The sequence below is a fragment of the Pseudarthrobacter xylosi genome (genome assembly GCF_055412765.1).
Genome location: NZ_JBVAYT010000005.1, coordinates 95,321 through 121,262, shown reverse-complemented (window position 1 = coordinate 121,262; position 25,942 = coordinate 95,321). Strand labels below are relative to the sequence as shown.

28 protein-coding genes are annotated in these 25,942 nt (G+C 65.4%); 13 read left to right on the top strand and 15 right to left on the bottom strand.

Features of this window, described 5'->3' with window-relative positions:
- The first annotated feature begins 27 nt into the window (after positions 1-27).
- Positions 28-1,011 carry a formimidoylglutamase gene (gene hutG, locus ACZY1F_RS12615; RefSeq protein ID WP_463942013.1) on the top strand — a complete coding sequence of 328 codons (984 nt, stop codon included), beginning with the start codon at positions 28-30 and terminating at the stop codon, positions 1,009-1,011.
- Here the strand turns inward: hutG and ACZY1F_RS12610 are convergent, their stop codons facing one another.
- Positions 1,012-1,677: a response regulator gene (locus tag ACZY1F_RS12610; protein WP_463942012.1), complete on the bottom strand. Its 666-nt coding sequence runs from the start codon at positions 1,675-1,677 to the stop codon at positions 1,012-1,014.
- A complete protein-coding gene (locus ACZY1F_RS12605; RefSeq protein ID WP_463942243.1) occupies positions 1,674-3,311 on the bottom strand; it encodes a sensor histidine kinase in 1,638 nt (545 codons plus the stop codon). The genes ACZY1F_RS12610 and ACZY1F_RS12605 overlap by 4 nt, the downstream gene beginning before the upstream one ends.
- 252 nt (positions 3,312-3,563) lie before the next feature.
- Between ACZY1F_RS12605 and ACZY1F_RS12600 the strand changes: the two genes are divergently transcribed.
- The 5 genes from ACZY1F_RS12600 (at position 3,564) to ACZY1F_RS12580 (ending at position 7,614) form a co-directional block, all read left to right on the top strand.
- Positions 3,564-4,574 carry a Bug family tripartite tricarboxylate transporter substrate binding protein gene (locus ACZY1F_RS12600; protein WP_463942011.1) on the top strand — a complete coding sequence of 337 codons (1,011 nt, stop codon included), beginning with the start codon at positions 3,564-3,566 and terminating at the stop codon, positions 4,572-4,574.
- A complete protein-coding gene (locus tag ACZY1F_RS12595; protein WP_463942010.1) occupies positions 4,571-5,083 on the top strand; it encodes a tripartite tricarboxylate transporter TctB family protein in 513 nt (170 codons plus the stop codon). Before ACZY1F_RS12600 ends, ACZY1F_RS12595 begins: the two co-directional genes overlap by 4 nt.
- Positions 5,083-6,705 carry a tripartite tricarboxylate transporter permease gene (locus ACZY1F_RS12590; RefSeq protein WP_463942009.1) on the top strand — a complete coding sequence of 541 codons (1,623 nt, stop codon included), beginning with the start codon at positions 5,083-5,085 and terminating at the stop codon, positions 6,703-6,705. Before ACZY1F_RS12595 ends, ACZY1F_RS12590 begins: the two co-directional genes overlap by 1 nt.
- A 68-nt stretch (positions 6,706-6,773) precedes the next feature.
- Complete coding sequence (locus tag ACZY1F_RS12585; RefSeq protein WP_463942008.1) at positions 6,774-7,175, top strand: universal stress protein; 402 nt, start codon at positions 6,774-6,776, stop codon at positions 7,173-7,175.
- A 181-nt stretch (positions 7,176-7,356) separates the two neighbouring features.
- On the top strand, positions 7,357-7,614 hold the full coding sequence (locus ACZY1F_RS12580; protein ID WP_463942007.1) for a hypothetical protein: 258 nt from the start codon (positions 7,357-7,359) through the stop codon (positions 7,612-7,614).
- A 119-nt stretch (positions 7,615-7,733) separates the two neighbouring features.
- Here ACZY1F_RS12580 and ACZY1F_RS12575 read toward each other — a convergent pair whose 3' ends face one another.
- The 4 genes from ACZY1F_RS12575 to ACZY1F_RS12560 all read right to left on the bottom strand — a co-directional run bounded on the left by ACZY1F_RS12575 (position 7,734) and on the right by ACZY1F_RS12560 (position 12,489).
- On the bottom strand, positions 7,734-7,970 hold the full coding sequence (locus ACZY1F_RS12575) for a hypothetical protein (protein ID WP_056348863.1): 237 nt from the start codon (positions 7,968-7,970) through the stop codon (positions 7,734-7,736).
- Positions 7,971-8,131: 161 nt separating this feature from the next.
- Entirely contained in the window at positions 8,132-9,736 is a 1,605-nt protein-coding gene (hutH, locus tag ACZY1F_RS12570) for a histidine ammonia-lyase (RefSeq protein ID WP_463942006.1), read from the bottom strand.
- 72 nt (positions 9,737-9,808) lie between these two features.
- On the bottom strand, positions 9,809-11,506 hold the full coding sequence (gene hutU / locus ACZY1F_RS12565) for a urocanate hydratase (protein ID WP_463942005.1): 1,698 nt from the start codon (positions 11,504-11,506) through the stop codon (positions 9,809-9,811).
- A gap of 185 nt (positions 11,507-11,691) precedes the next feature.
- Entirely contained in the window at positions 11,692-12,489 is a 798-nt protein-coding gene (locus ACZY1F_RS12560; RefSeq protein WP_463942241.1) for an IclR family transcriptional regulator, read from the bottom strand.
- Between the two features lie 246 nt (positions 12,490-12,735).
- Between ACZY1F_RS12560 and ACZY1F_RS12555 the strand changes: the two genes are divergently transcribed.
- Entirely contained in the window at positions 12,736-13,029 is a 294-nt protein-coding gene (locus ACZY1F_RS12555) for a mycothiol transferase (protein WP_463942239.1), read from the top strand.
- On the top strand, positions 13,026-13,238 hold the full coding sequence (locus ACZY1F_RS12550) for a helix-hairpin-helix domain-containing protein (protein ID WP_463942004.1): 213 nt from the start codon (positions 13,026-13,028) through the stop codon (positions 13,236-13,238). The genes ACZY1F_RS12555 and ACZY1F_RS12550 overlap by 4 nt, the downstream gene beginning before the upstream one ends.
- A gap of 14 nt (positions 13,239-13,252) precedes the next feature.
- On the opposite strand, the gene ACZY1F_RS12545 is transcribed toward ACZY1F_RS12550, so the two are convergent.
- From ACZY1F_RS12545 to ACZY1F_RS12530, 4 genes are all read right to left on the bottom strand, one after another.
- Positions 13,253-14,731, bottom strand: a complete 1,479-nt coding sequence (locus ACZY1F_RS12545; RefSeq protein WP_463942003.1) for an HNH endonuclease signature motif containing protein — start codon at positions 14,729-14,731, stop codon at positions 13,253-13,255.
- Between the two features lie 160 nt (positions 14,732-14,891).
- The gene (locus ACZY1F_RS12540) at positions 14,892-15,863 is read right to left on the bottom strand and encodes an NAD(P)-dependent alcohol dehydrogenase (RefSeq protein ID WP_463942002.1); all 972 of its coding nucleotides are present in this window, start codon (positions 15,861-15,863) and stop codon (positions 14,892-14,894) included.
- Positions 15,860-16,093, bottom strand: coding sequence for a helix-turn-helix transcriptional regulator (locus tag ACZY1F_RS12535; protein ID WP_463942001.1), 234 nt, complete (start codon positions 16,091-16,093; stop codon positions 15,860-15,862). The genes ACZY1F_RS12540 and ACZY1F_RS12535 overlap by 4 nt, the downstream gene beginning before the upstream one ends.
- On the bottom strand, positions 16,087-16,515 hold the full coding sequence (locus ACZY1F_RS12530) for a hypothetical protein (protein ID WP_463942000.1): 429 nt from the start codon (positions 16,513-16,515) through the stop codon (positions 16,087-16,089). Before ACZY1F_RS12530 ends, ACZY1F_RS12535 begins: the two co-directional genes overlap by 7 nt.
- A 225-nt stretch (positions 16,516-16,740) precedes the next feature.
- On the opposite strand from ACZY1F_RS12530, the gene ACZY1F_RS12525 reads away from it, so the two are divergent.
- Together ACZY1F_RS12525 and ACZY1F_RS12520 are read left to right on the top strand one after the other, a co-directional pair.
- Entirely contained in the window at positions 16,741-18,243 is a 1,503-nt protein-coding gene (locus ACZY1F_RS12525; protein WP_463941999.1) for an amino acid permease, read from the top strand.
- Between the two features lie 34 nt (positions 18,244-18,277).
- The gene (locus ACZY1F_RS12520) at positions 18,278-18,913 is read left to right on the top strand and encodes a LysE family translocator (protein WP_463941998.1); all 636 of its coding nucleotides are present in this window, start codon (positions 18,278-18,280) and stop codon (positions 18,911-18,913) included.
- Between the two features lie 115 nt (positions 18,914-19,028).
- On the opposite strand, the gene ACZY1F_RS12515 is transcribed toward ACZY1F_RS12520, so the two are convergent.
- Positions 19,029-19,892 carry an NmrA family NAD(P)-binding protein gene (locus ACZY1F_RS12515; protein ID WP_463941997.1) on the bottom strand — a complete coding sequence of 288 codons (864 nt, stop codon included), beginning with the start codon at positions 19,890-19,892 and terminating at the stop codon, positions 19,029-19,031.
- A gap of 123 nt (positions 19,893-20,015) precedes the next feature.
- On the opposite strand from ACZY1F_RS12515, the gene ACZY1F_RS12510 reads away from it, so the two are divergent.
- Together ACZY1F_RS12510 and ACZY1F_RS12505 are read left to right on the top strand one after the other, a co-directional pair.
- On the top strand, positions 20,016-20,417 hold the full coding sequence (locus tag ACZY1F_RS12510) for a winged helix-turn-helix transcriptional regulator (RefSeq protein WP_463941996.1): 402 nt from the start codon (positions 20,016-20,018) through the stop codon (positions 20,415-20,417).
- Positions 20,418-20,603: 186 nt separating this feature from the next.
- Entirely contained in the window at positions 20,604-20,867 is a 264-nt protein-coding gene (locus tag ACZY1F_RS12505) for a hypothetical protein (RefSeq protein ID WP_463941995.1), read from the top strand.
- An 88-nt stretch (positions 20,868-20,955) separates the two neighbouring features.
- Here the strand turns inward: ACZY1F_RS12505 and ACZY1F_RS12500 are convergent, their stop codons facing one another.
- Both ACZY1F_RS12500 and ACZY1F_RS12495 read right to left on the bottom strand, forming a co-directional pair.
- Positions 20,956-21,705, bottom strand: a complete 750-nt coding sequence (locus ACZY1F_RS12500) for a 3-hydroxybutyrate dehydrogenase (RefSeq protein WP_463941994.1) — start codon at positions 21,703-21,705, stop codon at positions 20,956-20,958.
- Between the two features lie 60 nt (positions 21,706-21,765).
- The gene (locus ACZY1F_RS12495; protein WP_463941993.1) at positions 21,766-23,148 is read right to left on the bottom strand and encodes an MFS transporter; all 1,383 of its coding nucleotides are present in this window, start codon (positions 23,146-23,148) and stop codon (positions 21,766-21,768) included.
- A gap of 129 nt (positions 23,149-23,277) precedes the next feature.
- Here ACZY1F_RS12495 and ACZY1F_RS12490 point away from each other — a divergent pair, with 129 nt between their 5' ends.
- Positions 23,278-24,183 (top strand): LysR family transcriptional regulator, encoded by a 906-nt coding sequence (locus tag ACZY1F_RS12490; protein WP_463941992.1) that lies wholly within the window; start codon positions 23,278-23,280, stop codon positions 24,181-24,183.
- A gap of 53 nt (positions 24,184-24,236) precedes the next feature.
- Here the strand turns inward: ACZY1F_RS12490 and ACZY1F_RS12485 are convergent, their stop codons facing one another.
- Both ACZY1F_RS12485 and ACZY1F_RS12480 read right to left on the bottom strand, forming a co-directional pair.
- Positions 24,237-25,181: a spermidine synthase gene (locus ACZY1F_RS12485; protein ID WP_463941991.1), complete on the bottom strand. Its 945-nt coding sequence runs from the start codon at positions 25,179-25,181 to the stop codon at positions 24,237-24,239.
- 146 nt (positions 25,182-25,327) lie between these two features.
- Complete coding sequence (locus tag ACZY1F_RS12480) at positions 25,328-25,930, bottom strand: hypothetical protein (RefSeq protein ID WP_463941990.1); 603 nt, start codon at positions 25,928-25,930, stop codon at positions 25,328-25,330.
- Positions 25,931-25,942 lie beyond the last annotated feature (12 nt).

Sequence of the window (25,942 nt, the reverse complement as noted above, 5' to 3'; positions counted from 1 at the left end):
GGGCCCGCGCTGCGGTGAGCTAGGGGGATGGTTTCTCCTGAGCTCACCGTTGACCTTTCCCCGCAGCCGTGGACGGGGCGGTTCGATGGCGACGGCGCCGAGCACCGCCGTTGGTGGCAGGCGGTTTCGCCCTACGCACCCGGCGCTGAATCGGCTGACCGTTCAGGACACGATTCTGCGGCACCCCTCGCCGCACGGCCCGCCGTGATCCTGGGCTTCGCCAGCGACGAGGGTGTGCGCCGCAACAAGGGACGGACCGGAGCCGCGCTGGCGCCGGCAGCCATCCGTTCAGCGCTCGGCCCGCTCGCTTTCCACCTGGACCGCACCGTGTCCGATGCTGGGGACATCGTGGTCTCGGACGGCGCTTTGGAGGCCGGCCAGGCCCGCGCCGGTCACGCGATCGCCGCCATGCTCGACGCCGGCCGCCTCACCGTAGTGCTGGGCGGCGGGCACGAGACCGCGTTCGCAAGCTATCTGGGGGTGGCCGGATCCCAGGCGGTGCGCGACGGAAAGCGGCTTGGCGTCCTGAACCTGGACGCACACTTTGATCTCCGCGATGAACCCCTCCCCAGTTCCGGGACGCCGTTCCTCCAGATGGCCACGGCGGAAGCCGCCGCGGGGCGCGAATTCCGCTACGCCGTCGTCGGGATTTCCGAGCCGAACAACACCCGGTCACTCTTCAACACAGCGGACGAACTGGGCGTGCGGTACCTGCTGGATGAGGACTGCACGGCAGAGCGCGTACGGGCGTTTGTGGCGGAGTTCCTGGCAGGCGTGGACGCGCTGTACCTGACGATCGACCTGGATGTCCTGCCGGCGTCGGTGGCTCCCGGCGTGAGCGCCCCCGCCGCCTACGGCGTTCCGCTGCCCGTCATCAGCGCCGTCTGCCGGCAGGTGGCGGAAAGCGGCAAACTCCTGCACCTGGACGTGGCAGAACTGAACCCGGAGTTCGACGTGGACGGCCGGACCGCCAAGGTTGCCGCGCGGCTGGTGAACACGCTGCTGCGCTAGCTAAGCCTTAAGCACGTAGCGCCGCTCCGGCCTGCCCACCCCGTACTTGAGCCGGACCTCCAGCACACCTTCGTCGTGGAGGTACTCCAGATACCGGCGCGCACTGACCCGGGACGTGCCCAGCTGGACGGCCACTTCGTTGGCGGAGAGGTCGCCGTCGGCCTTTTTCAGGGCTGCTTCCACGAGCTTCAGCGTTTCGATGCTGCAGCCCTTCGGCAGCGGCCGATCGATCCGGTCCAGCCCGAACACGCGGTTCACGTCCGACTGCTCCGCCACATCGTTGACCGAGTCGAGGCCCTGGTAGGCGCTGCGGTAGTGCTCCAGCCGTTCCTGCAGGTCAGTCTGCGAGAAGGGCTTGATGAGGTAGTGCACAATCCCGCCACGGAGGGCCTTGCGCACCGTGTCCACCTCACGGGCGGCGCTGATCACCAGGACATCCAGTTCAGGGGCCACCTCACGCAGTTTGTGCATGAGGTCCAGGCCGTTGATGTCCGGCAGGTGGATATCGAGCAGCACCAGGTCAGGTTGCAACCGCCCGGTTTCGATGACCGCCTGGGCGCCGGTGTGGGCCACCCCGACGACGGCGAAACCCGGCGTGCGCTGGATGAACCCTGCGTGGACCTTGGCCACCATAAAGTCGTCATCGACGATCAGGACTTTGATCATTGCTGCAGTCTCCGTGTTCGTTCCAGGCTGGTTCGATCCGGTCTGGTTGGTTCCCGCCGTTTTCGTTCCAGCCCTTTTCGTTCCAGCCGGGCGGTGAAGACCGCCCCAGCGTTGTTGTTTACCGTGAGGTCGCCGCCGCTGCGCCGGCAGACCACCCGGGAGAGCGCCAGTCCGAAGCCGCGGCTCCCGCCGGGGCCGGGGTCCTTGGTGGTGAAACCCTGCCGGAAGATCTCCCCCGGATCACCGGTGACGCCGGGGCCGGAATCGCGGACGGTGACCGTGACGCCGTCGCCGGTGTCCTCAACGAGAACCCTGACCACTGCCTCCGGAAGCCCGGTGACGGCGTCGAACGCGTTGTCCACCAGGTTCCCGACGACGGTGGTGAGGTCCCGGGACAGCTCATCATCAACGCGCTCCAGCCCGGATTCCGGATCAAGCTGCAAAGTGACCCCGCGTTCGGTGGCCAGGCTCGACTTGGCGATCAGCAGGGCGGCGAGCGCCGGGTCCTCGATGCGGCTGGTGACCTCGTCGTTGAGCCGGGTCCTGTCCAGGGTGGCACCGTTGACGAACTGGACCACGGAATCGTATTCGCCGATCTGGATGAGGCCGGAGATCACGTGCAGCTGGTTGGCGAATTCGTGGGCCTGGGCACGGAGCGTGTCGGTGGCCGTCCGGGTGGCTCCGAGTTCCCGCTCAAGTGCGGACAGTTCCGTACGGTCGCGAAGCGTGGTGACGGATCCGATGTCGCGGCCGCGCGAAAGGATGGGAACCCGGTTCAGTACCACCAGCCGGTCGCCAACGAGCACCAGCTGGTCCGGCTCCGGCTGCTCACGGGTGAGGACGTCCTTGAGTGCGGGCTCCACGGCCAGGCTGGCGAGCCGCTTGCCCACGCAGTCCGCGGGGAGGCCCAGGAGGGCACGGGCGCTGTCGTTGGCCACGGTGATCCGCTCGTGCGGGTCCAGCGCCACGACCCCTTCCTTCAGGCCATGCAGCATGGCCTCGCGGTTTTCCACCAGGCCGGTGATTTCGCTCGGTTCCATGCCCAGGGTCTGCCGCTTCACCCGGCGGGACAGCAACAGCGAGCCGGCGACACCCAGCACGCTTGCCACCCCGAGATAGGTGAGGAGGTTGGGCACGGCATCCCCCAACCGCTCCAAGGGGGACGGGTAGTTCCGGCTGATGGACGCGATGCCGATAAGTTTCCCGGCGTCGTCCAGGACCGGAACGTGCGCGGACAGTTCCTCCGCGCCGGATCCGTCCACTACGCCGGTCCACGCGCGGCCTTCCAACACGCGGCTGGCGCCAAGTTCCAACGGCTCGCCCAGCAGGCTGGGATCGGACGATGCAACCACCGTGCGGTCCAGCTTTGCGAGCGCCACGTTCGAGGATCCGGACACCGTCCGCACCGACTCGGCGACGGCGGGAAGGGCTGACCCGCCGCGTGGTTCGGCGTTGGGAAGCAGCTCACGCACCGTGGGATTGGCGGCGAGCGCTTCGGCGGCGGACAGCGCCCGGCGGCCCTCAATCCGCTCAAACGCGGCAGCGGACTGCGCGAGCGAAATGGCCACCACGGCGACGAGGACCGCGAGGACAATCAGCAACTGCAGAACCAGGTACTGGCCCGCGAGGGACATTCCTCTTCGTCGAGACACTGCGGTTCTTCCCTCTGATTGAGCGGTCCCTGATTGTAGGACCTCTGGTGGTCAGGCTACCTGAACTATGCCTGCAGCAGGGCCACGGTGGCCCCCGGAGGGACAACGGAAACGTGAACGCAATGAACTTAACTTTCTCTGCGTACACAAGAGTGATGCCCGTCACTTAGCGGCCTAGCATCGGAACTACAAGTCAGCCCTGCTGATCAGTTTTGATCGAAAAGAGGAAACACCATGCGCCAAATCCGCGCATTGCGAATCGCCGCCGTCGCCGCCGGCATCGCCCTGATGGCCACCGGCTGCGGTGCCACCGGGAAGAGCTCCACCGACGGCGCCAGCTCCGGTGCCGCAGCGGGCCCCGTGACCGGTCTCCAGATCATGGTCCCCAACACTCCCGGCGGCGGTTACGACACCACTGCCCGCGTGGCGGCAAAAGTTCTCGACGACGAGAAGGTGGCCACCAACACCGAGGTCTTCAACCTGGCCGGCGCCGGCGGAACCGTGGGCCTGGCCCGGATTGTCAATGAAAAGGGCAACGGTGACCTCACCATGCTCATGGGCCTTGGCGTGGTGGGCGCCAGCTACACCAACAAGTCCGAGTCCAAGCTGACGGCCACCACTCCGCTGGCCAAGCTCATCGAAGAGCCCGGCGCCATCATGGTCAACAAGGATTCGCCCTACAAGACCATCAATGACCTGATCACCGCCTGGAAAGCCGACCCCGGTTCCATCAGCGTGGGCGGCGGATCCTCCCCCGGCGGTCCGGACCACCTGCTGCCAATGCAGCTCGCCGGAGCGGTGGGCATCGATGCCACCAAGGTGAACTTCGTGTCCTACGACGGCGGCGGGGACCTCCTCCCGGCCATCCTCGGCAACAAGGTGGGCTTCGCAGCCTCCGGCGCCGGCGAGTACCTCCAGCAGATTCAGTCCGGCGAGGTCCGCGTCCTGGCAACCAGCGGCGATAAGCGGCTCGACGGCGTGGACGCACCCACGCTGAAGGAATCGAACATCGACCTGGTATTCACCAACTGGCGCGGCATCGTGGCCCCTCCGGGCATCACCGACGCGGACAAGGCCAAGCTGATCGCCGCCCTCGAAAAGATGCACGGCACGGCCGCCTGGAAAGAAGCCCTCAAGACCCACAGCTGGACCGACGCCTTCATCACCGGCGACGAATTCAAGACCTTCCTGGCCGAGCAGGACAAGCGGGTGGCGGACGTCCTCACGAAGCTTGGCCTGACGTGAGCTCCTCACCAACTTTGGCCTCACGGCTCAAAGGCCGCTCCGAGCTGGGGGTAGCCCTCCTGCTCGGAGCGGCGGGCGTCCTGGTCCTCGTCGACGCCATTGCCCTGGTGACCCCGTACTCGAAGTCGGACCCGGTGGGACCAAAAACCCTGCCCTACCTCGTGGCAGGACTGCTGATCGTCTGCGCCATCCTCCTGGCCGTCAATGTACTCCGCGGCGGCAAAGGCGAAGCGGAAGGCGGCGAGGACGTGGACCTCACACACCCCGCCGACTGGAAGACCGTCCTGCCGCTGGTCGGAGCGTTCGTCGCCAACATCCTGCTTATCGACTGGGCAGGCTGGGTGATTTCGGGAACCGTCCTGTTCTGGGGCAGCGCGTGGGCCTTGGGAAGCCGGCACTACATCCGTGACGGCATCATCGCCCTGGCCCTCTCCGTGCTCACCTTCTACGGCTTCTACCTGGGCCTCGGAATTCCGCTACCCGCAGGCCTCCTGGAAGGGGTTCTCTGATGGACGTCTTCTCCTCCCTGATGGACGGCTTCGCCACCGCCCTGACCCCCATAAATTTCCTCTACGCCGTCATCGGCGTACTCCTGGGCACCGCCGTCGGCGTCCTCCCGGGCCTGGGCCCGGCCATGACCGTTGCCCTGCTGCTGCCCGTCACTTACGTCCTGGAACCCACCAGTGCCTTCATCATGTTCGCCGGCATCTACTACGGCGGTATGTACGGCGGCTCCACCACCTCCATCCTGCTTAATACGCCAGGTGAATCCTCCTCGGTGGTCACGGCCATCGAAGGCCACAAGATGGCGAAAGCCGGCAGGGCCGCGCAAGCCCTGGCGACGGCAGCCATCGGCTCCTTCGTGGCCGGTACGATCGGCACCGCCCTGCTCGCAGTCTTTGCGCCGATCGTGGTGAAGTTTGCGGTCAGCCTGGGCTCGCCCAGCTACTTTGCGATCATGGTGCTTGCCCTTCTGGCAGTCACCGCCGTCCTTGGATCATCCCGGCTGAGGGGATTTGCCTCGCTGGGCCTCGGACTCGCAATTGGCCTGGTGGGCATCGACTCCGTGACGGGTCAGCGCCGACTCACTTTCGGCCAGCCATTGCTGGCTGACGGCTTGGACATCGTGGTGGTCGCAGTGGCCATCTTCGCCGTCGGCGAGGCACTGTGGGTCGCCGCCCACCTGCGCCGCAATCCACTGCAGGTCATTCCCGTGGGCCGTCCGTGGATGGGCAAAGATGACTGGAAACGCTCCTGGAAGCCCTGGCTCCGTGGAACGGCGTTCGGCTTCCCCTTCGGCGCGCTTCCGGCCGGCGGAGCCGAGATCCCCACGTTCCTCTCCTATGTGACCGAGAAACGCCTCAGCAAGCACCCCGAGGAGTTTGGCCATGGCGCAATTGAGGGCGTGGCCGGGCCGGAAGCAGCCAACAACGCTGCCGCTGCCGGCACCATGACTCCCCTCCTTGCCCTGGGCCTGCCCACCAACGCCACGGCCGCCGTGATGCTGGCAGCCTTCACCTCGTACGGCATCCAGCCGGGGCCCCAGCTTTTCGCAAGCCAGGGACCACTGGTGTGGGCGCTGATCGCGAGCCTCTTCATCGGCAACTTCCTGCTCCTGATCATCAACCTGCCGCTGGCGCCGCTGTGGGCCAAACTCCTGCAACTCCCGAGGCCCTACCTCTACGCGGGCATCCTCTTCTTCGCCACGCTGGGCGCCTACTCGGTGAACCTGCAGGCCTTCGACCTGGTGCTCCTGCTGGCGCTCGGCGCCCTGGGCTTCATGATGCGGCGGTTCGGACTTCCCGTCCTGCCGCTCATCCTCGGTGTCATTCTGGGGCCGAGGATCGAAGGTCAGCTTCGCAAGACGCTGCAGCTCAGCGCCGGCGACCCCGCCGGCCTGTGGAGCGAACCGATTGCCATTGGCGTCTATGTCATCATCGCGATCATCCTCATATGGCCGCTGCTGTTCAAGCTGATCCGCCGGAACCGCCCGACGGCAGTGCCGGCAGGGGTGCCCGCTACCCGCTCCGGCGCTACTGCGCCGAGGGACGCTGGCGGCAGCGGCAGCCATGGCAGCCACCGCGCCGATGCCACCTCAGGCGGCGACGCGGACGGCGACGGCGACGGCTAACCGGACCTGAGCTTCAGCCCCGCATCCGCCCAGCAGCAAAATCAACTGACAGAAAAAGAGGTACAGCCATGACGATCGTGGTGGGATACGTCCCGACCCCCGAGGGCGAGGCGGCCCTGACACAGGCCATCGCCGAGGCCAAGAAGAACAACACCACCCTGTTGGTCATCAACTCCTCCAAGGGCGATGCCCTGGTGGACAACCGCTACGCCCAGGAAGACGAGATGCAAAGCATCGACCAACGCCTGGCATCCCACGGGATCGACCACGTGATCAAGCAGCCTGTCCGTGGACATGATGCGGCAGCGGAGGTTCTTGACGCCGCGGAGGAGCACAACGCCGAACTCATCGTGATCGGCCTGCGCCGACGCACCCCTGTGGGCAAACTGATCATGGGCAGCGTTTCCCAACGGATCCTGCTCGAGGCCGATTGTCCCGTACTGGCCGTCAAAGCGGGTATAGCGGGCTGATCAGGGCACCACCTTCGATCCGAAGTTTGTTCGCGGGACCCCGCCTTGACGGTGATGTCCTGCGAACAAACTTCGGATTTTGGCGTCAAGGCGGGCGATAGAGCAGTCATCTGACATTTGGAACGCCGTAGCGGGTACAGTTGATCGAGCCCTTTGGCACGAGACACAGAAAGATTGGCACATGACTACAGCTACATTGGAACGCCCCCTGGCCGCCGTCGCGACCGTCGAAGCCCCGGCTGTTCTGTCCATCGACCTGCAGTTTTCCACTGCGAACGAGATGCACGAGGGCCTGGACAACGCTGTTGCCACGCTGATCGAGCCGGCAAAAGACGCCGCCTGCGGCATCCTTGTGACGCGGCTGCGCCCGGGACGCTTCACCGTGGCCCTGGACGAGTCGGTCCCCTTCGGTGAAACGTACGAAAGCATTGCGGCCTGAGCTGATTCAGACGTAGATTCGGGCTTCGATCCCTGCTTGGAGCCAGCCCGCGCCACGAAAGAGTCCCTTCCTTCCGATGGCGGAAGGAAGGGACTCTTTTGTGTATTGGTCTTGCGTTCCTAGCTCCTGCGGACTTCTACACCATCGGACTTAAGGAAAAGTTCCTTTTCTGACGGAGTGGCCGGTACGAGCCACAGCACGTTCCCGCTCTGCGATACCTCTTCCACTTCGCCCGCCGCAATGACGTGCGCGTGTTTGATGATCTCCACCCGGTCCCCCGCTTTGAGCGTTCCCCACTCCGAGATGGTGGCCGAATGGACATTACGCCTCGAGAGGACAGCCCCACGTGCTTTCATTTGAACTACTACCCCTTTGTATACGTCCTGCGCCACAGCCTCTTTGATGTGACTTTCACTACACCTTCAGTTCTACTACAATTCCCGGCGCCGAAATGTACGTGTCGTACCATATTTCGACATTGGTTAAATTTCGCAGCAGGACCGAAGAATATTCCCGATCAGGAAAGAATTCCGACCGCTGATTCGGCGGCTGCCCGGACCTTTCCCGAGGCAACCAGACGGTCAGCCGCCTCCAGCTCCGGTGACAGGAACCGGTCGGTTCCAGGGCCTTCGACGACGGACCGCAGCACCCCGATCACGGCAGTGCCGGCCGGGCCCGGAGTCAGCTCGCCGTCGGACAGCTGCGTCCGCATGTCGATGGCGCGGGCGCTCGTCACCAGTTCGATGGCCAGGACACGGCGGAGGTTCTCCACGGCCTTGCGCAGCTTCCGGGCCGCGTGCCAGCCCATGGACACGTGGTCCTCCTGCATGGCGGAGCTGGGGATGGAATCCACCGACGCCGGGACGGCCAGGCGTTTGTTGTCCGACACCAGTCCAGCCTGTGTGTACTGGGCGATCATCAGGCCCGAGTCCACGCCCGGATCCGCGGCCAGAAACGCCGGCAGCCCGTGTGAACGCGCCGGGTCCAGCATCCGGTCCGTCCGGCGTTCGGCGATGGAGCTGAGATCCGCGACGGCGATGGCCAGGAAGTCCAGGACGTACGCCACGGGTGCGCCGTGGAAGTTGCCGTTGGAACTGACCCGGCCGTCCGGCAGGACCACCGGGTTGTCGATGGCCGCGGCAAGCTCACGTGATGCCACCAGGGCGGCATAATCCACCGTGTCCCGCGCGGCGCCGGCCACCTGGGGTGCGCAGCGCAGCGAGTAGGCGTCCTGGACCTTGGAATCCCCCACCCGGTGCGAGGCCACGATCGGCGAGTTGGACAGCACGCGCAGCATGTTGTCTGCACTGGCGGCCTGGCCGGGGTGCGGACGCAGCGCGGCATGCAGCTCCGGCACAAAGACCTGGTCTGTACCGAGCAGCGCCTCGACACTGAGCGCGGCGGTGATGTCCGCCGTCGTCAGCAGTTGGCGAAGGTCCGCGATGGCCATCAGTAGCATGCCCAGCATGCCCTCGGTGCCGTTGACCAGCGCGAGGCCTTCCTTCTCGGCGAGGGTGACCGGTTCGATGCCGTGGCGGGCGAGCAGCTCAGCGACAGGCGCCTCACCGCGCCCGCCGTATGTCACGCCGTCGGGCCCTTCCGCTTCCCCCTCGCCCATCAGTACCAGGGCGCAGTGGGACAGCGGGGCGAGGTCGCCGGAGCAGCCGAGCGAGCCGAACTCGCGGACCACCGGCGTGATGCCGGCGTTGAGCACGTCCACCATGGTCTGCAGGACGACCGGTCGGACGCCGGTGCGGCCCGAGGCGAGGGTCTTGGCGCGCAGGAACATGATGCCGCGGACCACCTCGCGTTCCACGGCCGGGCCCATGCCGGCGGCGTGGCTGCGGATCAGCGATTTCTGCAGCTGGGTGCGCAGCTCGCTGGGGATGTGCCGGTTGGCCAGCGCACCGAAACCGGTGGAGATGCCGTAGGCGGGGGTTTCGCTGTGCGCCAGTTCGTCGATGTGCGCGCGAACCTTGGCCACCGTATCCAGCGCTTCCTGGGCGATGGTCACCTTGGCGTTGTGGCGGGCGACGGCGACAACGTCCTCGGGTGTGACGCCGCTGGAGCCGAGGGTGACGGTGAGCGGTGCTTGGGTTGGGGCATTGGCTGTGATGGTCATGATTCCTACTTCTGGTGATTGAGCCTTGGCCGGTGGTTGAGCCTGTCGAAACCTAGATCTCGACAGGCTCGATCACCGGGTCTCCTGCATGGGGATGCGGACGCCGCGTTCTTTGGCGACGTCGAGGGCGCGGTCGTAGCCGGCGTCGGCGTGGCGGATGACGCCCATGCCGGGGTCATTCGTGAGGAGCCGTTCGAGTTTCTGCGCGGCGAGGTCGGTGCCGTCGGCGACGGAGACCTGGCCGGCGTGGATGGAGCGGCCGATCCCGACGCCGCCGCCGTGGTGGATCGAGACCCAGGTGGCGCCCGAGGCGGTGTTGAGCAGGGCGTTCAGCAGCGGCCAGTCCGCGATCGCGTCGGAGCCGTCAGCCATGGCTTCGGTCTCCCGGTACGGGGAGGCGACGGAGCCGGAGTCGAGGTGGTCGCGGCCGATCACGATGGGCGCCTTGACTTTGCCTTCCTTGACGAGCTGGTTGAACAGCAGGCCGGCCTTGGCGCGGTCGCCGTAGCCGAGCCAGCAGATCCGGGCCGGCAGGCCTTCGAACTCCACACGTTCCTGTGCCGCGTCGATCCAGCGGTGCAGGTGCTTGTTCTCGGGGAAGAGTTCCTTGATCGCCGCATCCGTGACGGCGATGTCCTCTGGGTCACCGGAGAGTGCAACCCAGCGGAACGGGCCCAGGCCCTCGCAGAACAGCGGCCGGATGTAGGCCGGGACGAAGCCGGGGAATTCGAAGGCGCGGTTGTAGCCGCCCGTGCGGGCCTCGTCGCGGATGGAGTTGCCGTAGTCGAAGACCTCGGCGCCGGCGTCCTGGAATTCGACCATGGCCTGGACGTGCTTGGCCATGGAGGCCTGGGCCTTCTTGGTGAAGCCTTCCGGGTCGGCGGCGGCCTCAGTGTGCCATTCCTCGACCGTGATTCCCTCGGGGAGGTAGGACAGCGGGTCGTGCGCGGAGGTCTGGTCCGTGACGATATCGACGGTGAGTTCGCCGGCGTTGTGGCGGCGCAGGATCTCGGGGAAGACCTCGGCGGCGTTGCCGACGTAGCCCACGGACCAGCCGCGGCGCTCTTCCTTGGCCTTCAGGACTTTTGCGATGGCGGTGTCGAGGTCGGTTTCGACCTCGTCGAGGTAGCGTTTGCCGGCGCGGCGGCGCAGGTGGCTTTCGTCGACGTCGACAATCAGGCACGCGCCCTCGTTCAGGGTGACGGCGAGCGGCTGTGCCCCGCCCATGCCACCGCAGCCGCCAGTGAGGGTCAGGGTCCCGGCGAGGGTGCCGTCCTCGTCGCCGGTGAGTTTGCGGGCGATCGCGGCGAAGGTCTCGAAGGTGCCCTGCAGGATGCCCTGGGTGCCGATGTAGATCCAGGACCCAGCAGTCATCTGGCCGTACATCATCAGGCCTTCGGCCTCGAGCCGGCGGAACTCGGGCCAGTTCGCCCAGTCACCCACGAGGTTGGAGTTGGCCAAGAGCACACGCGGCGCCCATTCGTTGGTGCGGAAGACGCCCACCGGCTTGCCGGACTGGACCAGCAGCGTCTCGTCCTTCTCCATGGTTTCCAGGGTGCGGGTGATCGCGTCGAACGCGGCCCAGGACCGGACGGCGCGGCCGGTGCCGCCGTAAACCACCAGGTCATCGGGGCGCTCGGCCACCTCGGGGTCCAGGTTGTTCATCAGCATGCGCAGCGGGGCTTCCGTCTGCCAGCTCTTGGCGGTGAGCTCGGTGCCGCGGGCTGCTTTGACCGGGCGGGCACCGGTGGTGAAATCGGCGGGTGCCATGAGGGCTCCTTCATGTTCTGGGCGAGTGTGTGGTTTCGCCATATTGGGAAGTGGTTCTGTATCAACTAAAGCCGTTCCGAACCGGTCCGGACAGGGCTTTCGAAGGGGTGGTGTCCGGGATTCCAGACCGCTGCAATTCCTGTCGGAGCGATCAGGGAACGAGACCGGACGGTCGGCGGGCAGCGCTACTTGGCCGGGCGGCCGTGGATGCGCACCGACAGCTCGTCAGCAACTTTCTGAACCCGCGCGGCGAGCGCCGGCCATTGGTCCGCTGGCAATTTGTCCTCAAGGAACGTAACGGCGACTGCCGCCGTCGGCCATCCCACGTGGTCCGTGACAGCGGCGGCGATCGAGCCGAAGTTGGGCGTCACCTCGCCGTGTTCGGTCGCATAACCGCGTTGCCTGACCTGGTCTAAGTGGGAGGACAGCGCGGAGTACTTCATGATGGCGCCCGCCACCTCATGCCGGGCAGTGAAGGCCTCTGCATTCGGGTAAAGCGCCCGGACCTGCGACTTGGGCAATGCCGCGAGAATGGCGCGGCCGCTGGCGGTGAGGTGGCTGGGCAGCCGGACGCCGACGTCGGTCACCAGGGACGGGCGGTTCTTGGCACGCTCCTCCACAATGTAGAGCACATCGCGGCCATGGAGGACGGCCAGGTGGGCGCTCTCGCCGATCACGTCCACCAGCGACGCCAGCAGTGGCCGGCCCAGGCGGGACAGCGGCTCCTGTCGCGAATAGGCCGAGCTGAGCTCGAAGGCACTGATCCCCAGCCCGTAGCGTTGCTCCTCGTGCAGGTGGAGGACAAAACCGTTCGCCTCCATCACCCCGAGCAGGTGGTAGACGCTTGAGCGCGGCAATCCCAAGGACGTGGCAATGCTCGACGCCGCCATCGGCCCCCGCTTCGAGGCCAGTAATTTGAGGATACGGAGGGTGTTTTCAGCCGCGGGGACTTTCGACGTTGCCTTAGTATCAGGGCCTTCCAATGTGTCCTCCGATGCGTCGCCGTCTACTCCGGGTGTCCGGGTGTCCGGGGTACCGTACTTAAGCTTGCGCCCCAGGCACCCATCGTTTGTGCCGTCCACACATGGTGAGTGTCCGGGATACCAGACTATTCCTCGACTGTGAATGACCTTGGATCTGTGCCCAAAGAAAAGCTGGCCGTTCGGTAGAGTGCCCGCTATGGATGAAAAAGACACCAACATCGCTACCTCCGGGTCCGACGGGACAACCTGCTCGGCAGGCTGGACGGCCTGAGCGAGTACGACGTCCGCCGGCCACTCACGCCGACCGGCACCAATCCGCTGGGCCTGGTCAAACATGTGGCAATTACGGAACTCGGCTACTTCGGCGAGGTCTTTGGCCGCCCCAGCGGCCAGCATCTCCCATGGTTCGACGATGACGCCAGCCCAGATGCTGACCTCTGGGCTGGCGCCGAGGAAAGCCGTTCTGAAATCGTTGAGTTGCACCAATTTGCCGCAGCGTACAGCGACGCCACCATCGAGGCTGCGGCGGGGCAGGCATGAGCACCAGCGACGTTCCCGCGCAGATCGGGGATCTGCCCCCGATCGGCCGGCCGGCAAACAGCGCCCTCCTCCATGCGGGCATCACTTCGTTGGCTGAGGTGGCCTCGCTTGGACGCAGGGGACTGCTTGCCATGCACGGCATTGGCCCGAAGGCCTTGCGGATTCTCGAAGCGGCCGCCATCGAGCGCGGGCTCACCTTCGCGCCTTGAAGTCGGGTTCCTGCCTAGGTGACCGAGTGCATCCCGGAGGTCAGAAATGACGCCCCGTCCGGGTAGGGCTCCTCATCCAGCGGATCGTCGGGCGGGGCGCCTCCATCTGGAACGGCGCCGGCGTAGAATTCCGGGTCTTTCAGTTCCGGCCAGTGGGGTGGTTCCAAGTCGGGGTGTTCGCTGGTGTAGTGGCGTCCGGTGGGTGATGTCCAGCCGGGTGGTTCGTTCTTTGTGGCTGCTTTGGGTGTCCAGCCGGTGGTGTGTCTGAGTCTGTGGTGTTTGTGGCAGGGCTGGCCGAGATTCGTTATCCCGGTGGTGCCGCCGTGGGCCCAGGCGAGGAGGTGGTCCGCTTCGTTGTCGAGGGAGTGGTTGCTGCAGCCCGGAAACGGGCATTTCCCGTCCCGCAGCCGGAGCCATTGGCGTTGGGCTTTGGTGAGCCGGTAGCTGGTCCGCCCGATCTCCAGGGGAGCCCCATCACGCGGGTCGATCAGGACGCGGTGGAACGACTCGGCACCGCCGGCGACGAGCTGCCGGGCCATGGAGGGCGGGATCGGCCCGTAGCCGTCGAGCATGGCTGGTTCATCGGTCAGGCCCAGCAGCGCGAACACCGGGACCGTCACGAGGACCTCTGCCCGCGGCGACGGAACACCGTTGCCTATTTCCCCAGCGGGGTCCCCGGTATTGCCCAGGAGCCAGGTGGCAACGGTGTCGGCGCGGAGCTGGCTGAGGTTCCGGTCCTCGTCCGGTCCTTGGAGGGCTCTCGCGGCGGTGGTGAGACGGTCCCAGATCCCTGCCGCCTGATCGGCCGGGAGGTACGCGGAAAGCCAGGCCATCCCGTCGCGGTCCGGGGAATACTCCACCCGCCGATCCTGGACACCGCGTGCGTGGCGTTTTTCGATGCTGACCGGGTGATGGCGTTCCCGCCAGGTCCGGGCCTTGTGCCGGAACCGGCCGGGGATGAGCTCACCCGCCGGGCCACGTGCCGGATTCACGACCTCGGGGTCCAGGAAATGCGCCTCCAGCGCCTGCGCCCCTGCGGGGTCCAGGTTCATGGTTTCGTCGACCATGATCCTCGCGTGCTGCCACGAAATGGTCCCGGCCTGCAACGCGGACAACGTCAGCGGCAGAGCCGTGGTCAGGGAGTGGGCTTCGGCGAGCAGGGCGCCTGCGGAGCGTTCACTGACCGTCATGGCGCAGGCGACCTCGGCGACCACGGCCATCTCCTGGCCGGTATGGTCCTGCGGCGACTTAGCCGGGCCCGCCAGGGCCTCGGCAGCGGCGCTGTAACCGGCAGCCAGCCAGACCTTCAGGGCGGCACTTTTCGCCTCCAGTCGCGAGAGCTCGGCCAGCCCGTCCAGGAAATCATCCGCCGCCCGCCGCAGCGGATCAGCCCCGGAACCATTGCAGTCTGCCCCGCCACGAAGCCGCGCAGCAAGCTCAGCGAAAGACGCCGAAAGGGCCTCCGCCGTCGCCACAGCTGCTCTGCTATCCATACTCAAATCATCCCGTGAGGGTCTGACAACGACCGCGAGGCTGAACGGCTATGTGGATAACTCCGCTGACATCATTTTGAGGTGCCGCCGGAGCTGGTCGGGCCTATCTGTCCCTTCGTAACGAGAGTGGAAGAGCGATGGGGCAGGAGGTTGAAGAACCTCAGATCCTGACCACTACTTTGCCGCGGGAGCGGCCCTCGTGCATGTAGTCAACGGCGGCTGGCGCCTCAGCGAGCGCGTAGACCTTGTCCACGGCAGGCTTCACACTGCCAGCTTCAATAAGCGTGGTCAGCGCCTCGAGATCGGGATAGTTCTCTGTCGAAACAAGCCCTTTGAATTTCTGCCCGGAGAACAACGACACCAGCGGCGCACCCATCGAACGCTCAAATCCGCCGGTAACCTTCCCCCCGCCTTCGCCCCCGACAATCACCAGCGTTCCCCGCGCGGCCAGCACGCGCCGCAGGACTGAGAGCGGCCGGTTGCCCGCGGTATCCAGAATGACGTCGTAATGCAGCCCGGCGCGGGCGAAATCGTCCAGGGTGTAGTCGATGACGTGATCAGCGCCCAGGGATCGGACCAGCTCCACTTTTCCGGTGCTGCAGACTCCTGTGACCTCAGCTCCGAATGCCTTCGCCACCTGCACCGCAAAGGACCCGACTCCCCCGCCGGCGCCGATGACCAGCACCTTCTGGCCGGTACTGACCTGCCCGGCGTCGCGGACAGCCTGCAACGCGGTAACACCAGAAATAGGTGCCACCGCCGCCTCCTCGAACGTGAGGTTTACGGGCTTCGCGGCCACACGCTTCTCCTGGGCGCAGACGAATCCGGCGAAAGATCCCTCACAGGTGCCGAACACTTCATCGCCGGGCTGGAAGCGTGTCACGCCTGCCCCTACAGCCTCTACGACGCCGGCAACCTCGCGTCCGCGGACGGGCACCTTGGGCTTCTTCAGCCCGAACCCGAAGAGCCGGAGCAGGTACGGCCGCCCGGTCATGAGGTGCCACACGCCCTGGTCGACGCCGGCCGCGCGGACCCCGATCAGCAGTTCCCCAACGCCGGGCAGCGGCTGCGGAATTTCCCGCAGCTGGAGTACATCGGAATTCCCGTAAACGTCCTGAACGATAGCTTTCATGATGCGTCTCCTTCGTGGTTCGGGTACTGGAACACGTCCTCAAGCGGCACGCTGAGCACATGGGCGATCTGGAAAGCCATCTCCAGGGACGGCGAGTACCGGCCCTGCTCGATGGCAATGACGGTCTGGCGGGTGACGCCCACACGGTCGGCGAGTTCGGCCTGCGTCGTCTCGCCCCGTTCGAACCGCAGGCGCCGGATGGAATTGGTTACCCGCGTTGGCTTCACCACGGCTGGAACCCCCGGCGATAGGCAACGATCTTGGCTACGGAACCCAGGATCGCGGACAACACAAACGTCAGGTAGATGACGTTTGCAATCCAGAAGTGGTCCGCCTCCGCCATCGCCAGGAGCAGCGCCGCGACGCCCCCGATGACCACGAACGACTGTCCGATGTACTCGCCGAAGCGGTAGATCTCCCTGTCGCGCTGGTCCTTCTTCCCGGCCTCCCTGGGCGAAAGGATGCCCAGGAGAGCGTGCAGGGCGATGGACGCAGCAACGGATGCCCCGATGGTCCACAGCAGTGGAGCCACGTAAGGAACGTCAACCAGGGGCATGGTGCCGGCCAGGCCAAGGACGATGGCCAGATACACGCCATAAGAGCCCACGGCCGCCACCCCCATGATCCAGGCGCTCTTCTCTTCGAAGGACATTTCTGCTCCCGCCGTTCCCACCTGATGTAAAACAAAGCTAACATTTTAAATGTAAAGAAAACCAGACATGATGTCAATAGTTTTGGACTCCATGAAAAGGAAAAGGCCGCCCGCAGCCTCCAGTCTGAGATGGAAGACACCAACCGCCCGTGAGTCTCATCACCTCGGGCGCCAAAGTGGTCTGCTAGTTGGCGATCCCCCTCCCAACGACGAGAAGGTATTTGTATGCAGCCCGCCACCACCAGGCAAGACACAGCCGCCACCCGAGACGCAAGCCCGGCCGAAAGGCCCAAGCCGGGATCCGCCGTCGCGCACGTCCTGAACCGGGGACTGAACGTCCGCCATATCCGCTTTATGGCCCTGGGTTCGGCGATCGGAACCGGCCTGTTCTACGGCTCCGCCTCCGCCATCCAGAAGGCGGGTCCGGCGGTCCTGCTTGCCTACATCATCGGCGGCGCGGCAGTGTTTATGGTCATGCGCGCCCTCGGCGAGATGGCCGTCCGCCACCCTGTGTCGGGCTCGTTCGGCCAGTACGCCAGCCGCTACCTCGGGCCGCTGGCGGGGTTTGTGACCGGCTGGACCTACGTCTTTGAAATGGCCATCGTCGCCATTGCTGATGTCACCGCCTTCAGCATCTATATGGGCTTCTGGTTTCCACAGGTGGACCGCTGGATCTGGATTCTGGCCATTATCTGCTTCCTGGCCGCAATGAACCTGCTCAGCGTGAAAGTCTTCGGCGAGCTCGAGTTCTGGTTCTCGCTGATCAAGGTGGTGGCCATCATCGCCATGATCGTCGGCGGCGCCGCCATCATCGCTTTCGGTTTCCAGGCCGGCGGCTCAACGGTGGCGCCGGGGCTCGGCAACCTTGTGGAGCACGGCGGGCTTTTCCCCAACGGCTTCGAGGGGCTCCTGGCCTCGTTCGCCGTCGTGATGTTCGCCTTCGGTGGGATAGAGACGCTCGGCATCACCGCCGGCGAGGCCGCGGACCCCAAGAACGTCATCCCCAAGGCCGTGAACACGGTACCGGTCCGCGTCCTGCTGTTCTACGTCCTGACTCTCGGCGTGCTGATGAGCCTCTTCCCGTGGAACGAGATCGGCAGCAACGGAAGTCCGTTCGTCCAGATCTTCAGCGGCCTGGGCATCCCGGCCGCACCGCACATCCTCAACGCCGTGGTGATCACTGCAGCACTTTCCGCCATCAACAGCGACATCTTCGGCGCCGGCCGCATCCTGTTCGGGTTGTCCAACCAGGGCCACGCGCCGGCAGTTTTCGGCAAGGTTTCGCGCCATGGCGTGCCGTGGATGACGGTGGTGATGATGGCGGGCATCCTTCTGGTGGGCGTGGTTCTGAACGCGGTCATTCCCGAGGACGTCTTTATCCTGATCGCCTCGATTGCCACGTTTGCCACCGTTTGGGTATGGGTCATGATCCTGGCTTCCCATGTCGCGATGAAGCGGGAGATCGCTCGGAAGGGCCTGCCGGCGTCGGAATTCCCGTCCCCGTGGTGGCCGGCGGCTTCAATCCTCACGATCGCGTTTATGGCGCTGGTCATCGCCGTCCTGGGCGCCTTCGAGGACACTCGCGTGGCGCTTTACGTGGGAGCGGTGTGGCTTGGGCTGCTGGTCCTCGCATACCGGTTCTGGGTCAAAGGGAACGGACGACGCCGGGCCGAACTCGTGGACGAAACCTCACCACTGCCGGTGGTCACCTCAGCCCGCGGCCACTGATGCCCATCGGCCCCCACCGGAGCTAAGATCAGGCATGGTTCCCTTCTCAAACCTGCTGGCGTTTGCGCTGGCATCCGTGGTGCTGATCGCCGTCCCCGGCCCCAGCGTGCTGTTCGTGATCGGCCGTTCCCTGGCCCTGGGCTGGAGGGGCGGCGTCCTGACAGTACTGGGCAACGCGACCGGGCAACTGGTGCAGGTGGCTGCAGTTGCGTTCGGCGTGGGCATTATTGTTGCGCAGTCCGTGGTCCTGTTCAGCGTCGTGAAACTGGCAGGGGCTGCCTACCTGGTCTACCTGGGCATCAAGGCCATCCGGAACCGGCGGCACAACTCATTAGCTGATCGTCAGCCAGTCGCCTCCTCCCCACGACGGCTGGTGGCGGAAGGTCTGGTAGTGGGTCTCACCAACCCGAAGTCAGTGGTGTTCTTCGTAGCGGTACTGCCGCAGTTTGTGGACTACCCGTCCGGGGCCATTCCGTTCCAGCTGGCGCTGCTGGGGGCGGTGTTCCTGCTGATCGCCATAGTTTCAGACAGCCTATGGGCCGTCGCCGCAGGTTCGGCCCGCCAATGGTTCGCCCGGTCGCCACGCCGGGTTTCAGCGGTGGAGGCAACAGGAGGGGCTTTGATGATCGGCCTCGGAGGGACGTTGGCCCTGACCGGCAGCAAGTCCTAACCACCCCCAACGCTCTCGCACTTCTGGGGCGATTTGGCCCAACGCTCTCTCACATTGAGGTGAGAGAGCGTTGGCCCAAACAGTGCAGGATGTGAGAGAGCGTTGCGAAGTCTGTTTAGGCCGACGCGAGCGCGGAACGGACGGCAGCCGGCATCGGCGTGGTTGGCCGGCCGATCAGTGTACGAAGGTCCGAGCCGCTGACCAGGAGGTCACCCCGGGCAATGCCAAGGTCCGAGTCCGCCAGGACGCCGGCGAAGAGCTCCGGCACGCCGAATCCGGCAAGAAGTCCGGCGTAGTCGCTGGCCGGAAGGTCCTGGTACACCACGGGCTTGTTGGCCGCGGTGCTGATTTCCTGGGCCAGTTCGGTGAGCGTGAAGGCGTGGTCCCCACCGAGCTCATAGATCTTGCCGGCTTGGTTTTCGGCAACAAGTACGGCGGCGGCGGCTTCGGCGTAGTCCGCGCGGGCCGCGGCACTGACCTTGCCTTCCCCGGCGCTGCCGGCGAGCGCGCCCTGGGCCAGCGTGCCCTGGAGCTGGTCGGTGTAGTTTTCGAGATACCAGCCGTTGCGGAGGAGGGCGAACGGCACGCCCGCATCCTTCAGGATGGCCTCCGTTGCCTGGTGCTCGGCGGCCAGCTTCATGCCGGTGGTGTCTGCGTTGGCGATGCTGGTGTAGGCGATCAGCTCCACACCCGCCGCCGCTGCTGCCTCAATCACCGTGCGGTGCTGGTCCACGCGCTGGCCAACCTCGCTGCCGGAAATCAGGAGGACCTTACTGGCGCCGTCCAGCGCCTGTGCTACGGACGCGGGGTCCGCATAGTCCATTGACCTGACCTGGACGCCCCGGGCTGCGAAGTCGGCAAGCTTTTCAATGGACCGGCCGGCGGCCACTATCTCTGTTGCCGGAACGTTGCGCTGCAGGAGCGCCTCGACGACGTGGCGGCCAAGCTGTCCGGTTGCTCCAGTGATAACGATGCTCATGGGTTTGGTTCCTTTCACCATTCCTAAGGGGTCACCCTTCACAACCAGCCATCCTTGCCTTTACTTCCCAGAAGAGAGTACGCACTTTGAGGTAAGGTACTCACTTTTTGGTAAGTTATGCGTATGGAAGCAACTGTATGGCCCGCCAGCCTGCCGGCAGATCTCCAAGCCCATCTGCCGGAAGGATTGGCCGACGGCGTGTTCCCGGCCGGGTGCCCCAGCCGCACTGTCCTGGACCACATCACCAGCAAATGGGGCGTGCTGATCCTACTGGCGCTCTCGGAAGGCGAGCAGCGCTGGAGCGAACTCCGGCGCCGCGCCGAGGGAATCAGCGAGAAAATGCTGGCCCAAACCCTCAAGACCCTGGAGCGCGACGGCCTGGTGCTGCGGAAAGCCCAGCCGGTCATTCCGCCCCGCGTGGACTACAGCCTGACTGAACGTGGCTACGAATTGTCCGGCCTGCTGGTGCCCTTGGTCACCTGGGCCTTCAACAACGCTGACGAGATCCTCAACGGCGAGCGCTGACCCTAAAATCCCCTAAGTAGGACCCGTCCGCGAAGACGGGTACTTGTTACTGGTGTGACTGGTGGGAATAGCGCCTACGATATTTGTAAGGTGCCAGCCAGGAATAGGAGGACCATCCTCTGCTGGGAGCTTTCCGGCTACCGCACCGAAGTGAGCGGCTCCACGCCGCTTCAAGGAGTGGTTCGCATGGTGAAAGCACATCTCCAGGACCTGGCCAGCATGGGGCGGCCTGTCAGACTTTCTGCCCTTTTCCACCGCGCCTGCGGCCGGGTCCTCGCGGCATTCCGCCCGCGGTGCCCCTATCGCGTGGGCGATGCCGTGGTGGGTGACGATCCGTTCAACGGCCGGCACGCGGGGATCATCATGTCCCACCGCGGTCCGTCCGTGGAACTCGGCGCCGCGGCTGGGGTCTTCTTCTACGACCACCGCCACCTGAGGCCGCAGGATTGAGTTTTGTCCAGGTAACGCGCCCATCATGCCGCACTTGAGGCCACGTTATCCGGACCAAGACTCCAAGCCCCGCACGGACTGTTGGGGCTTACCGCGCTGACCAGCCGCCGTCCATCACGTAACTGGACCCGGTGACCATGCCGGCGTGATCGGACGCCAGCCAGGCCACCAGCGAAGCAACTTCCTCCGGTTCCACCAGGCGTTTCACGGCAGACTCGGTGAGCATCACCTTGGCCAGGACCTCGGCCTCGGGGATGCCGTGCACTTTGGCCTGGTCCGCAATCTGCTTTTCGACGAGCGGGGTCCGGACATACCCCGGGTTGACGCAGTTGGAGGTGACCCCGTGCTCCCCGCCCTCAAGCGCCGTCACCTTGCTCAGCCCTTCGAGGCCGTGCTTGGCGGAAACGTACGCGCTCTTGAACGGGGAGGCCCGGATGCCGTGCACGGAGGACACATTGATGATGCGGCCGAAGCCGTTGGCGTACATGTGCGGCAGCGCGGCCCGGATCAGCAGGAACGGCGCCTCGAGCATGAGCGCGATGATCCGGCGGAAGTCCGCCGGATCGAACGCTTCGATGGGGCTGATGCGCTGGATCCCGGCGTTGTTCACCAGGATGTCGCAGTCCAGGCTCAGGGTGGAGAGCGTGTCCACGTCCAGCAGGTCAACGGCCCAGGCAGTGCCGCCCACTTCATCGGCGAGTGCGGCAGCGCCGGCGGAGTCGACGTCGGCAACCACCACTTTTGCCCCACGGGCTGCTAGCTCCCGGACACAGGCAGCGCCAATCCCGCTGGCGCCTCCGGTCACCACGGCCTTGCGGCCGTTCAGTGTGTTTTCCATTGCAGATCTTTTCCCATCGTGTGCGCGCTCAATTTTCCTTCGGTGAACTGCTCAAGCAGTTCAGCGAGAGGCCGTTGGGAGCAGTCCCTCGCGCGCGGCGTCGGCCTTGTCCACTTCCTCCAGCGCGATGCCCTTCGTTTCCTTCAGGCTCAGCACCGCCACCGTAGTGATCGCGCAGGCAACCACGAGGTAGACGGCCGTGGGCAGCCAGGAACCGGTGTCCTTTAGCCACTGGGTAGCCAGCAGCGGCGCCAGCGAACCGGCGAAGATCGAGGTGACCTGCGAGCCCAGGGATACGCCGGAGTACCGCATCCGGGTGGGGAAGAGCTCGGCCATGATGGCAGGCTGGCCGGCATACATAAACGCGTGCAGGCACAGGCCGATGGTCACGGCCAGGACAATCACCACAGCGTTGCGCGTATCGAACATGGGGAAGGCAAAGAACGGCCAGGCCGCACCGGAGATGGACCCGATCAGATAGACGGGCTTGCGTCCCAGCTTGTCCACGAGGCGGCCCACCTGCGGGATGACCAGGAAGTGGATGACGTGTGCGATCAGCAGTGCCAGCAGGAGCGAGGACGTGTCGTACTTGTGCACGCTCTTGAGGTAGACGATCGCGAAGCTGACCACCAGGTAATACATGATGTTCTCCGCGAAGCGCAGCCCCATGGCCTGCAGGATGCCCTTGGGGTACTTGCGCACCACTTCGAAGACGCCGTAGCTGACGGCCTGCTCCTTCTCCACAAGGGCTTTGGCCTCCAGAAAGATAGGTGCCTCGGTGACGTGCGTGCGGATGTAGTAGCCAACGAAGACGATCACGGCGGAGAGCCAGAAGGCCACGCGCCAGCCCCAGCCAAGGAACGCCTCGGGGCTCAGGGTGGTGGACATGATGAACAGCACCAGCGTTGCCAGCAGGTTGCCCACCGGCACGGCGGCCTGCGGCCAGCTGGACCAGAAGCCTCGGGACTTGTTGGGGCTGTGTTCTGCAACCAGCAGCACCGCGCCGCCCCATTCACCGCCGAGCGCGAAGCCCTGGATGAAGCGGAGGGCAACCAGCAGCGCCGGAGCCAGGTAGCCGATGTCCGCGAAGCCCGGGAGGCAGCCCATCAGGAACGTGGCCACACCGACGATCACGATGGTCAGCTGCAGCGTGGGTTTGCGGCCCAGCTTGTCGCCGATCTGGCCGAAGACGATGCCGCCGAGGGGGCGCGCCACGAAGCCCACTGCGTAGGTGAGGAATGCCTGGATGATGCCGTCCAGCTCGTTGCCGGTGGCGGGGAAGAAGTACTTCCCGAAGACCAGGGTGGCGGCGGTGGCGTAGAGGAAGAATTCGTACCATTCCACCACCGTGCCCACCATCGAGGCGGCCACAATCTTCTTAAGCCCGGATCCCTTGGGTGCGGATCCGGCGGCATTGTCTGCCGAGCGCTGCTCTACGCTCATGAGTTTCTCCTTGGTGTCCACTTTGACACGCGCTGTGATCCACAGCACTAATGGCTCCACTGAGTATTACTGCACAAACATGCGCCTTCAATACCCAATCCAGCACCCGCTATGTGCACAATTGCAGATATGAAGGCGAATCCCGATGACCTGCTGGTCCTGCTGGCGGTATCCCGCTCAGCTAAATTTACGACGGCGGCGCAAGTTTTGGGGCTGAACCACACCACCGTTTCGCGCCGGATAGCTGCCCTGGAGAAGGCGCTCGGCGGCCGGGTCCTGGCACGGGCGGCTGGCGGCTGGGAGCTGACGGAGCTGGGCACGGAGGCCGTCCGGGTTGCCGAACAGGTGGAGGCTGCGGTGAGCGCGCTGGGACCGGCGGGCCAGGCGCCAGACCCGATTACCGGCGTCGTTCGCATGACGGCGACCGACGGCTTCAGCGCCTACATCGCAGCGCCCGCCGTGGCACGGCTGCGCCGCAAACACCCGGGACTGAGCGTGGAAGTGGTAACCATGACCCGGCGGGCGCTGCAGCAGCGGTCGGGGCTGGACATCGAAGTGGTGGTGGGCGAACCGCAGGTCCACAGGGCCGAAGCCGTCCAACTGGGCGAGTACATGCTGGGGATGTACGCCTCGCGTGCCTACCTCGCCGAGAACGGGACGCCGGCGAGCGTTGCCGAGCTGACGGAGCACCCGCTGGTGTATTTTGTGGATTCGATGCTGCAGGTGGACGATCTGGACGCACCCCGGCGGCTGGTGCCTGCCATGCGCGAAGGGCTCACGTCCACCAACGTGTTTGTCCATGTGGAGGCCACCCGTGCCGGCGCGGGCATCGGATTCCTGCCCTGCTTTATGGGCAATCTGCACAACGACCTGGTCCGGCTGCTCCCCGACGACTTCGCCGAGCTGCTCCCCTACTGGATGGTGCTGCGGCCGGATTCGATGCGCCGCCCTGCCGTAGCCGCAGTTGTTCAGGCATTGCGCGACCAGACGGCGGCGCACCGCGATGCCCTATTGGGGTGGGGGAACGGTGATTGAGCCTGTCTTGACCTCGGTGATTGAGCTTGTCGAAATCCCTGGTTTCGACAAGCTCAACCACCGGGTGCGAGTGGGTCGTGACGCACCGGGGAGTTTGCAGCGAAGGCTCGCACCTGGGCGTCGTCCCAGATGTGGGCCGGGACGGCGCCGCCCAGCAGCCGGCGGGCCAGTTGCGGGTCTCCGTCGAGCGGGCTGTCGCTGCCGGCCATGACCATGTTGCCGTAGCGGCGGCCCTTCAGCATGGCGGGGTCGGCGATGATGACGGTGTGTGCGAACGCGGCCGCGATGGTGGCGGCGTCTTCCCGTGCGTTCTTCAAATCCGGGGCGTCGCCGGAGTTCACTACATAGATACCGCCCGGCGACAGGACCCGCTTGATGTGGTCATTGAACTCGGCGGTGGTGAGCGGCCGGGGCGTCAGTGAACCAGCAAAGACGTCGCGGATGATGAAGTCACGGCTGTCCGATGTGAGCGTCTCGGTGACCTCGCGGGCCTCCCCCACCCGCAGCCGCAGCAACGGCGCCTTGGGCAGGTCGAACCAGCCGCGGACATACTCGGCAAGCTTGCCGTCAAGTTCCACCACCACCTGCCGGGCGTCCGGATAGGCGGTGTGGAAGTACCGGGCCAGGGAACAGGCCCCGCCGCCCAGATGCAGCCCGCGCAGCCGCTCGGCCTCGCCCGCGGCGGGTGCGGCCGCCTTGGTACCACCCTTTCCGGACTTCGGCGGCCAACGTGACTCAATCAGCGCCGCCATCCAGCGCATGTACTCAAAATCGAGGAACAACGGATCGGCGAGGTCGATGTGGGAGCTCATGACACCGTTGATCTTAAGGAGCCACCCGTTGGAGTTGTCCTGGTCCGCAATGAGTTCGCAGTCACCGGTATCAATGTAGTAGACGCCCTCAACGGGGCCATCGGGACGGGTACCCTTGGGCACCTCGATGACACCCGCCGTCGGACGCTGTCCGTTCCGGCCGCCTGACTTGCCGCGCTTCGCCATTACCCGTGTGCCGCTTCAGTCATGGATCAACCCTAGTTGCACACCCCAAATCGGCCCGCCTTCATGGCAGGCCGCCGGCTTCCGGCGATGGGCAGGTTCCAGCCCGGTCTTAGTCCTGCCCGGAAGGGTCCAGACAGCGACCCTGGCTACGTTGCGAGCGGCCTGTCCCGATCTATCCTTTCCTGGTCCCGCCGCAGGGCCTCCGCTCGGGTGGCGTCGGTTCGGGTGGCGTCGGTTCGCTCGCCGGCTTCCGGACTCACGTCGGAGTCCGGCCGGAGCGCGTCCGCTCGGGTGGCGTCGGTTCGGGTGGCGTCGGTTCGGGTCGCGTCGGTTCGCGGCCTGCCGTCGGTGCGGGTAGCGTCGGTGTCGGCCCGCATAGCGTCTGTGCGGGCGTCGCCGTCGTGATTTACGTCCGGGTCTATCGCGTTAGCTTTTTCGGTCTGCCTGGCCACATCGTCGCGGAGGGATCGCGCATCGTTGGCCTTCTGCTCGGCTTCCTGCTTCAGCCGAGCGGCATCGACCTGCGCCTGCTCCGCGTCAGCACGGGCGCGGCTCGCCCGGGCTTCCTTCTCACTCGCGTCGAGCTCCACCGCCTCCGCCTTCCGGCGCATTTCGGCGGCCTTTTCGCGGTTCGAATCGTCCCGCTTCTGCTCTAATGCCCGACGGCGACGCCCCGTTACCAGGAACAACACGATCAGAACCACCACTACGATGCCAACAATCACCCAAACCCACGATGTTGTATCCACAACTACTCGCCT

What these genes read in the sequence shown, in the direction of transcription:
- ACZY1F_RS12540 (WP_463942002.1), bottom strand. Translation starts at nt 15,863, where the DNA reads ATGAAAGCTATCGTTCAGGACGTTTACGGGAATTCCGATGTACTCCAG.
- ACZY1F_RS12490 (WP_463941992.1), top strand. Translation starts at nt 23,278, where the DNA reads ATGAAGGCGAATCCCGATGACCTGCTGGTCCTGCTGGCGGTATCCCGC.
- ACZY1F_RS12605 (WP_463942243.1), bottom strand. Translation starts at nt 3,311, where the DNA reads ATGTCCCTCGCGGGCCAGTACCTGGTTCTGCAGTTGCTGATTGTCCTC.
- ACZY1F_RS12550 (WP_463942004.1), top strand. Translation starts at nt 13,026, where the DNA reads ATGAGCACCAGCGACGTTCCCGCGCAGATCGGGGATCTGCCCCCGATC.
- ACZY1F_RS12500 (WP_463941994.1), bottom strand. Translation starts at nt 21,705, where the DNA reads ATGGAAAACACACTGAACGGCCGCAAGGCCGTGGTGACCGGAGGCGCC.
- ACZY1F_RS12525 (WP_463941999.1), top strand. Translation starts at nt 16,741, where the DNA reads ATGCAGCCCGCCACCACCAGGCAAGACACAGCCGCCACCCGAGACGCA.
- ACZY1F_RS12495 (WP_463941993.1), bottom strand. Translation starts at nt 23,148, where the DNA reads ATGAGCGTAGAGCAGCGCTCGGCAGACAATGCCGCCGGATCCGCACCC.
- ACZY1F_RS12520 (WP_463941998.1), top strand. Translation starts at nt 18,278, where the DNA reads ATGGTTCCCTTCTCAAACCTGCTGGCGTTTGCGCTGGCATCCGTGGTG.
- ACZY1F_RS12485 (WP_463941991.1), bottom strand. Translation starts at nt 25,181, where the DNA reads ATGGCGAAGCGCGGCAAGTCAGGCGGCCGGAACGGACAGCGTCCGACG.
- hutG (WP_463942013.1), top strand. Translation starts at nt 28, where the DNA reads ATGGTTTCTCCTGAGCTCACCGTTGACCTTTCCCCGCAGCCGTGGACG.
- ACZY1F_RS12545 (WP_463942003.1), bottom strand. Translation starts at nt 14,731, where the DNA reads ATGGATAGCAGAGCAGCTGTGGCGACGGCGGAGGCCCTTTCGGCGTCT.
- ACZY1F_RS12610 (WP_463942012.1), bottom strand. Translation starts at nt 1,677, where the DNA reads ATGATCAAAGTCCTGATCGTCGATGACGACTTTATGGTGGCCAAGGTC.
- hutH (WP_463942006.1), bottom strand. Translation starts at nt 9,736, where the DNA reads ATGACCATCACAGCCAATGCCCCAACCCAAGCACCGCTCACCGTCACC.
- ACZY1F_RS12505 (WP_463941995.1), top strand. Translation starts at nt 20,604, where the DNA reads ATGGTGAAAGCACATCTCCAGGACCTGGCCAGCATGGGGCGGCCTGTC.
- hutU (WP_463942005.1), bottom strand. Translation starts at nt 11,506, where the DNA reads ATGGCACCCGCCGATTTCACCACCGGTGCCCGCCCGGTCAAAGCAGCC.
- ACZY1F_RS12575 (WP_056348863.1), bottom strand. Translation starts at nt 7,970, where the DNA reads ATGAAAGCACGTGGGGCTGTCCTCTCGAGGCGTAATGTCCATTCGGCC.
- ACZY1F_RS12600 (WP_463942011.1), top strand. Translation starts at nt 3,564, where the DNA reads ATGCGCCAAATCCGCGCATTGCGAATCGCCGCCGTCGCCGCCGGCATC.
- ACZY1F_RS12515 (WP_463941997.1), bottom strand. Translation starts at nt 19,892, where the DNA reads ATGAGCATCGTTATCACTGGAGCAACCGGACAGCTTGGCCGCCACGTC.
- ACZY1F_RS12530 (WP_463942000.1), bottom strand. Translation starts at nt 16,515, where the DNA reads ATGTCCTTCGAAGAGAAGAGCGCCTGGATCATGGGGGTGGCGGCCGTG.
- ACZY1F_RS12590 (WP_463942009.1), top strand. Translation starts at nt 5,083, where the DNA reads ATGGACGTCTTCTCCTCCCTGATGGACGGCTTCGCCACCGCCCTGACC.
- ACZY1F_RS12580 (WP_463942007.1), top strand. Translation starts at nt 7,357, where the DNA reads ATGACTACAGCTACATTGGAACGCCCCCTGGCCGCCGTCGCGACCGTC.
- ACZY1F_RS12585 (WP_463942008.1), top strand. Translation starts at nt 6,774, where the DNA reads ATGACGATCGTGGTGGGATACGTCCCGACCCCCGAGGGCGAGGCGGCC.
- ACZY1F_RS12510 (WP_463941996.1), top strand. Translation starts at nt 20,016, where the DNA reads ATGGAAGCAACTGTATGGCCCGCCAGCCTGCCGGCAGATCTCCAAGCC.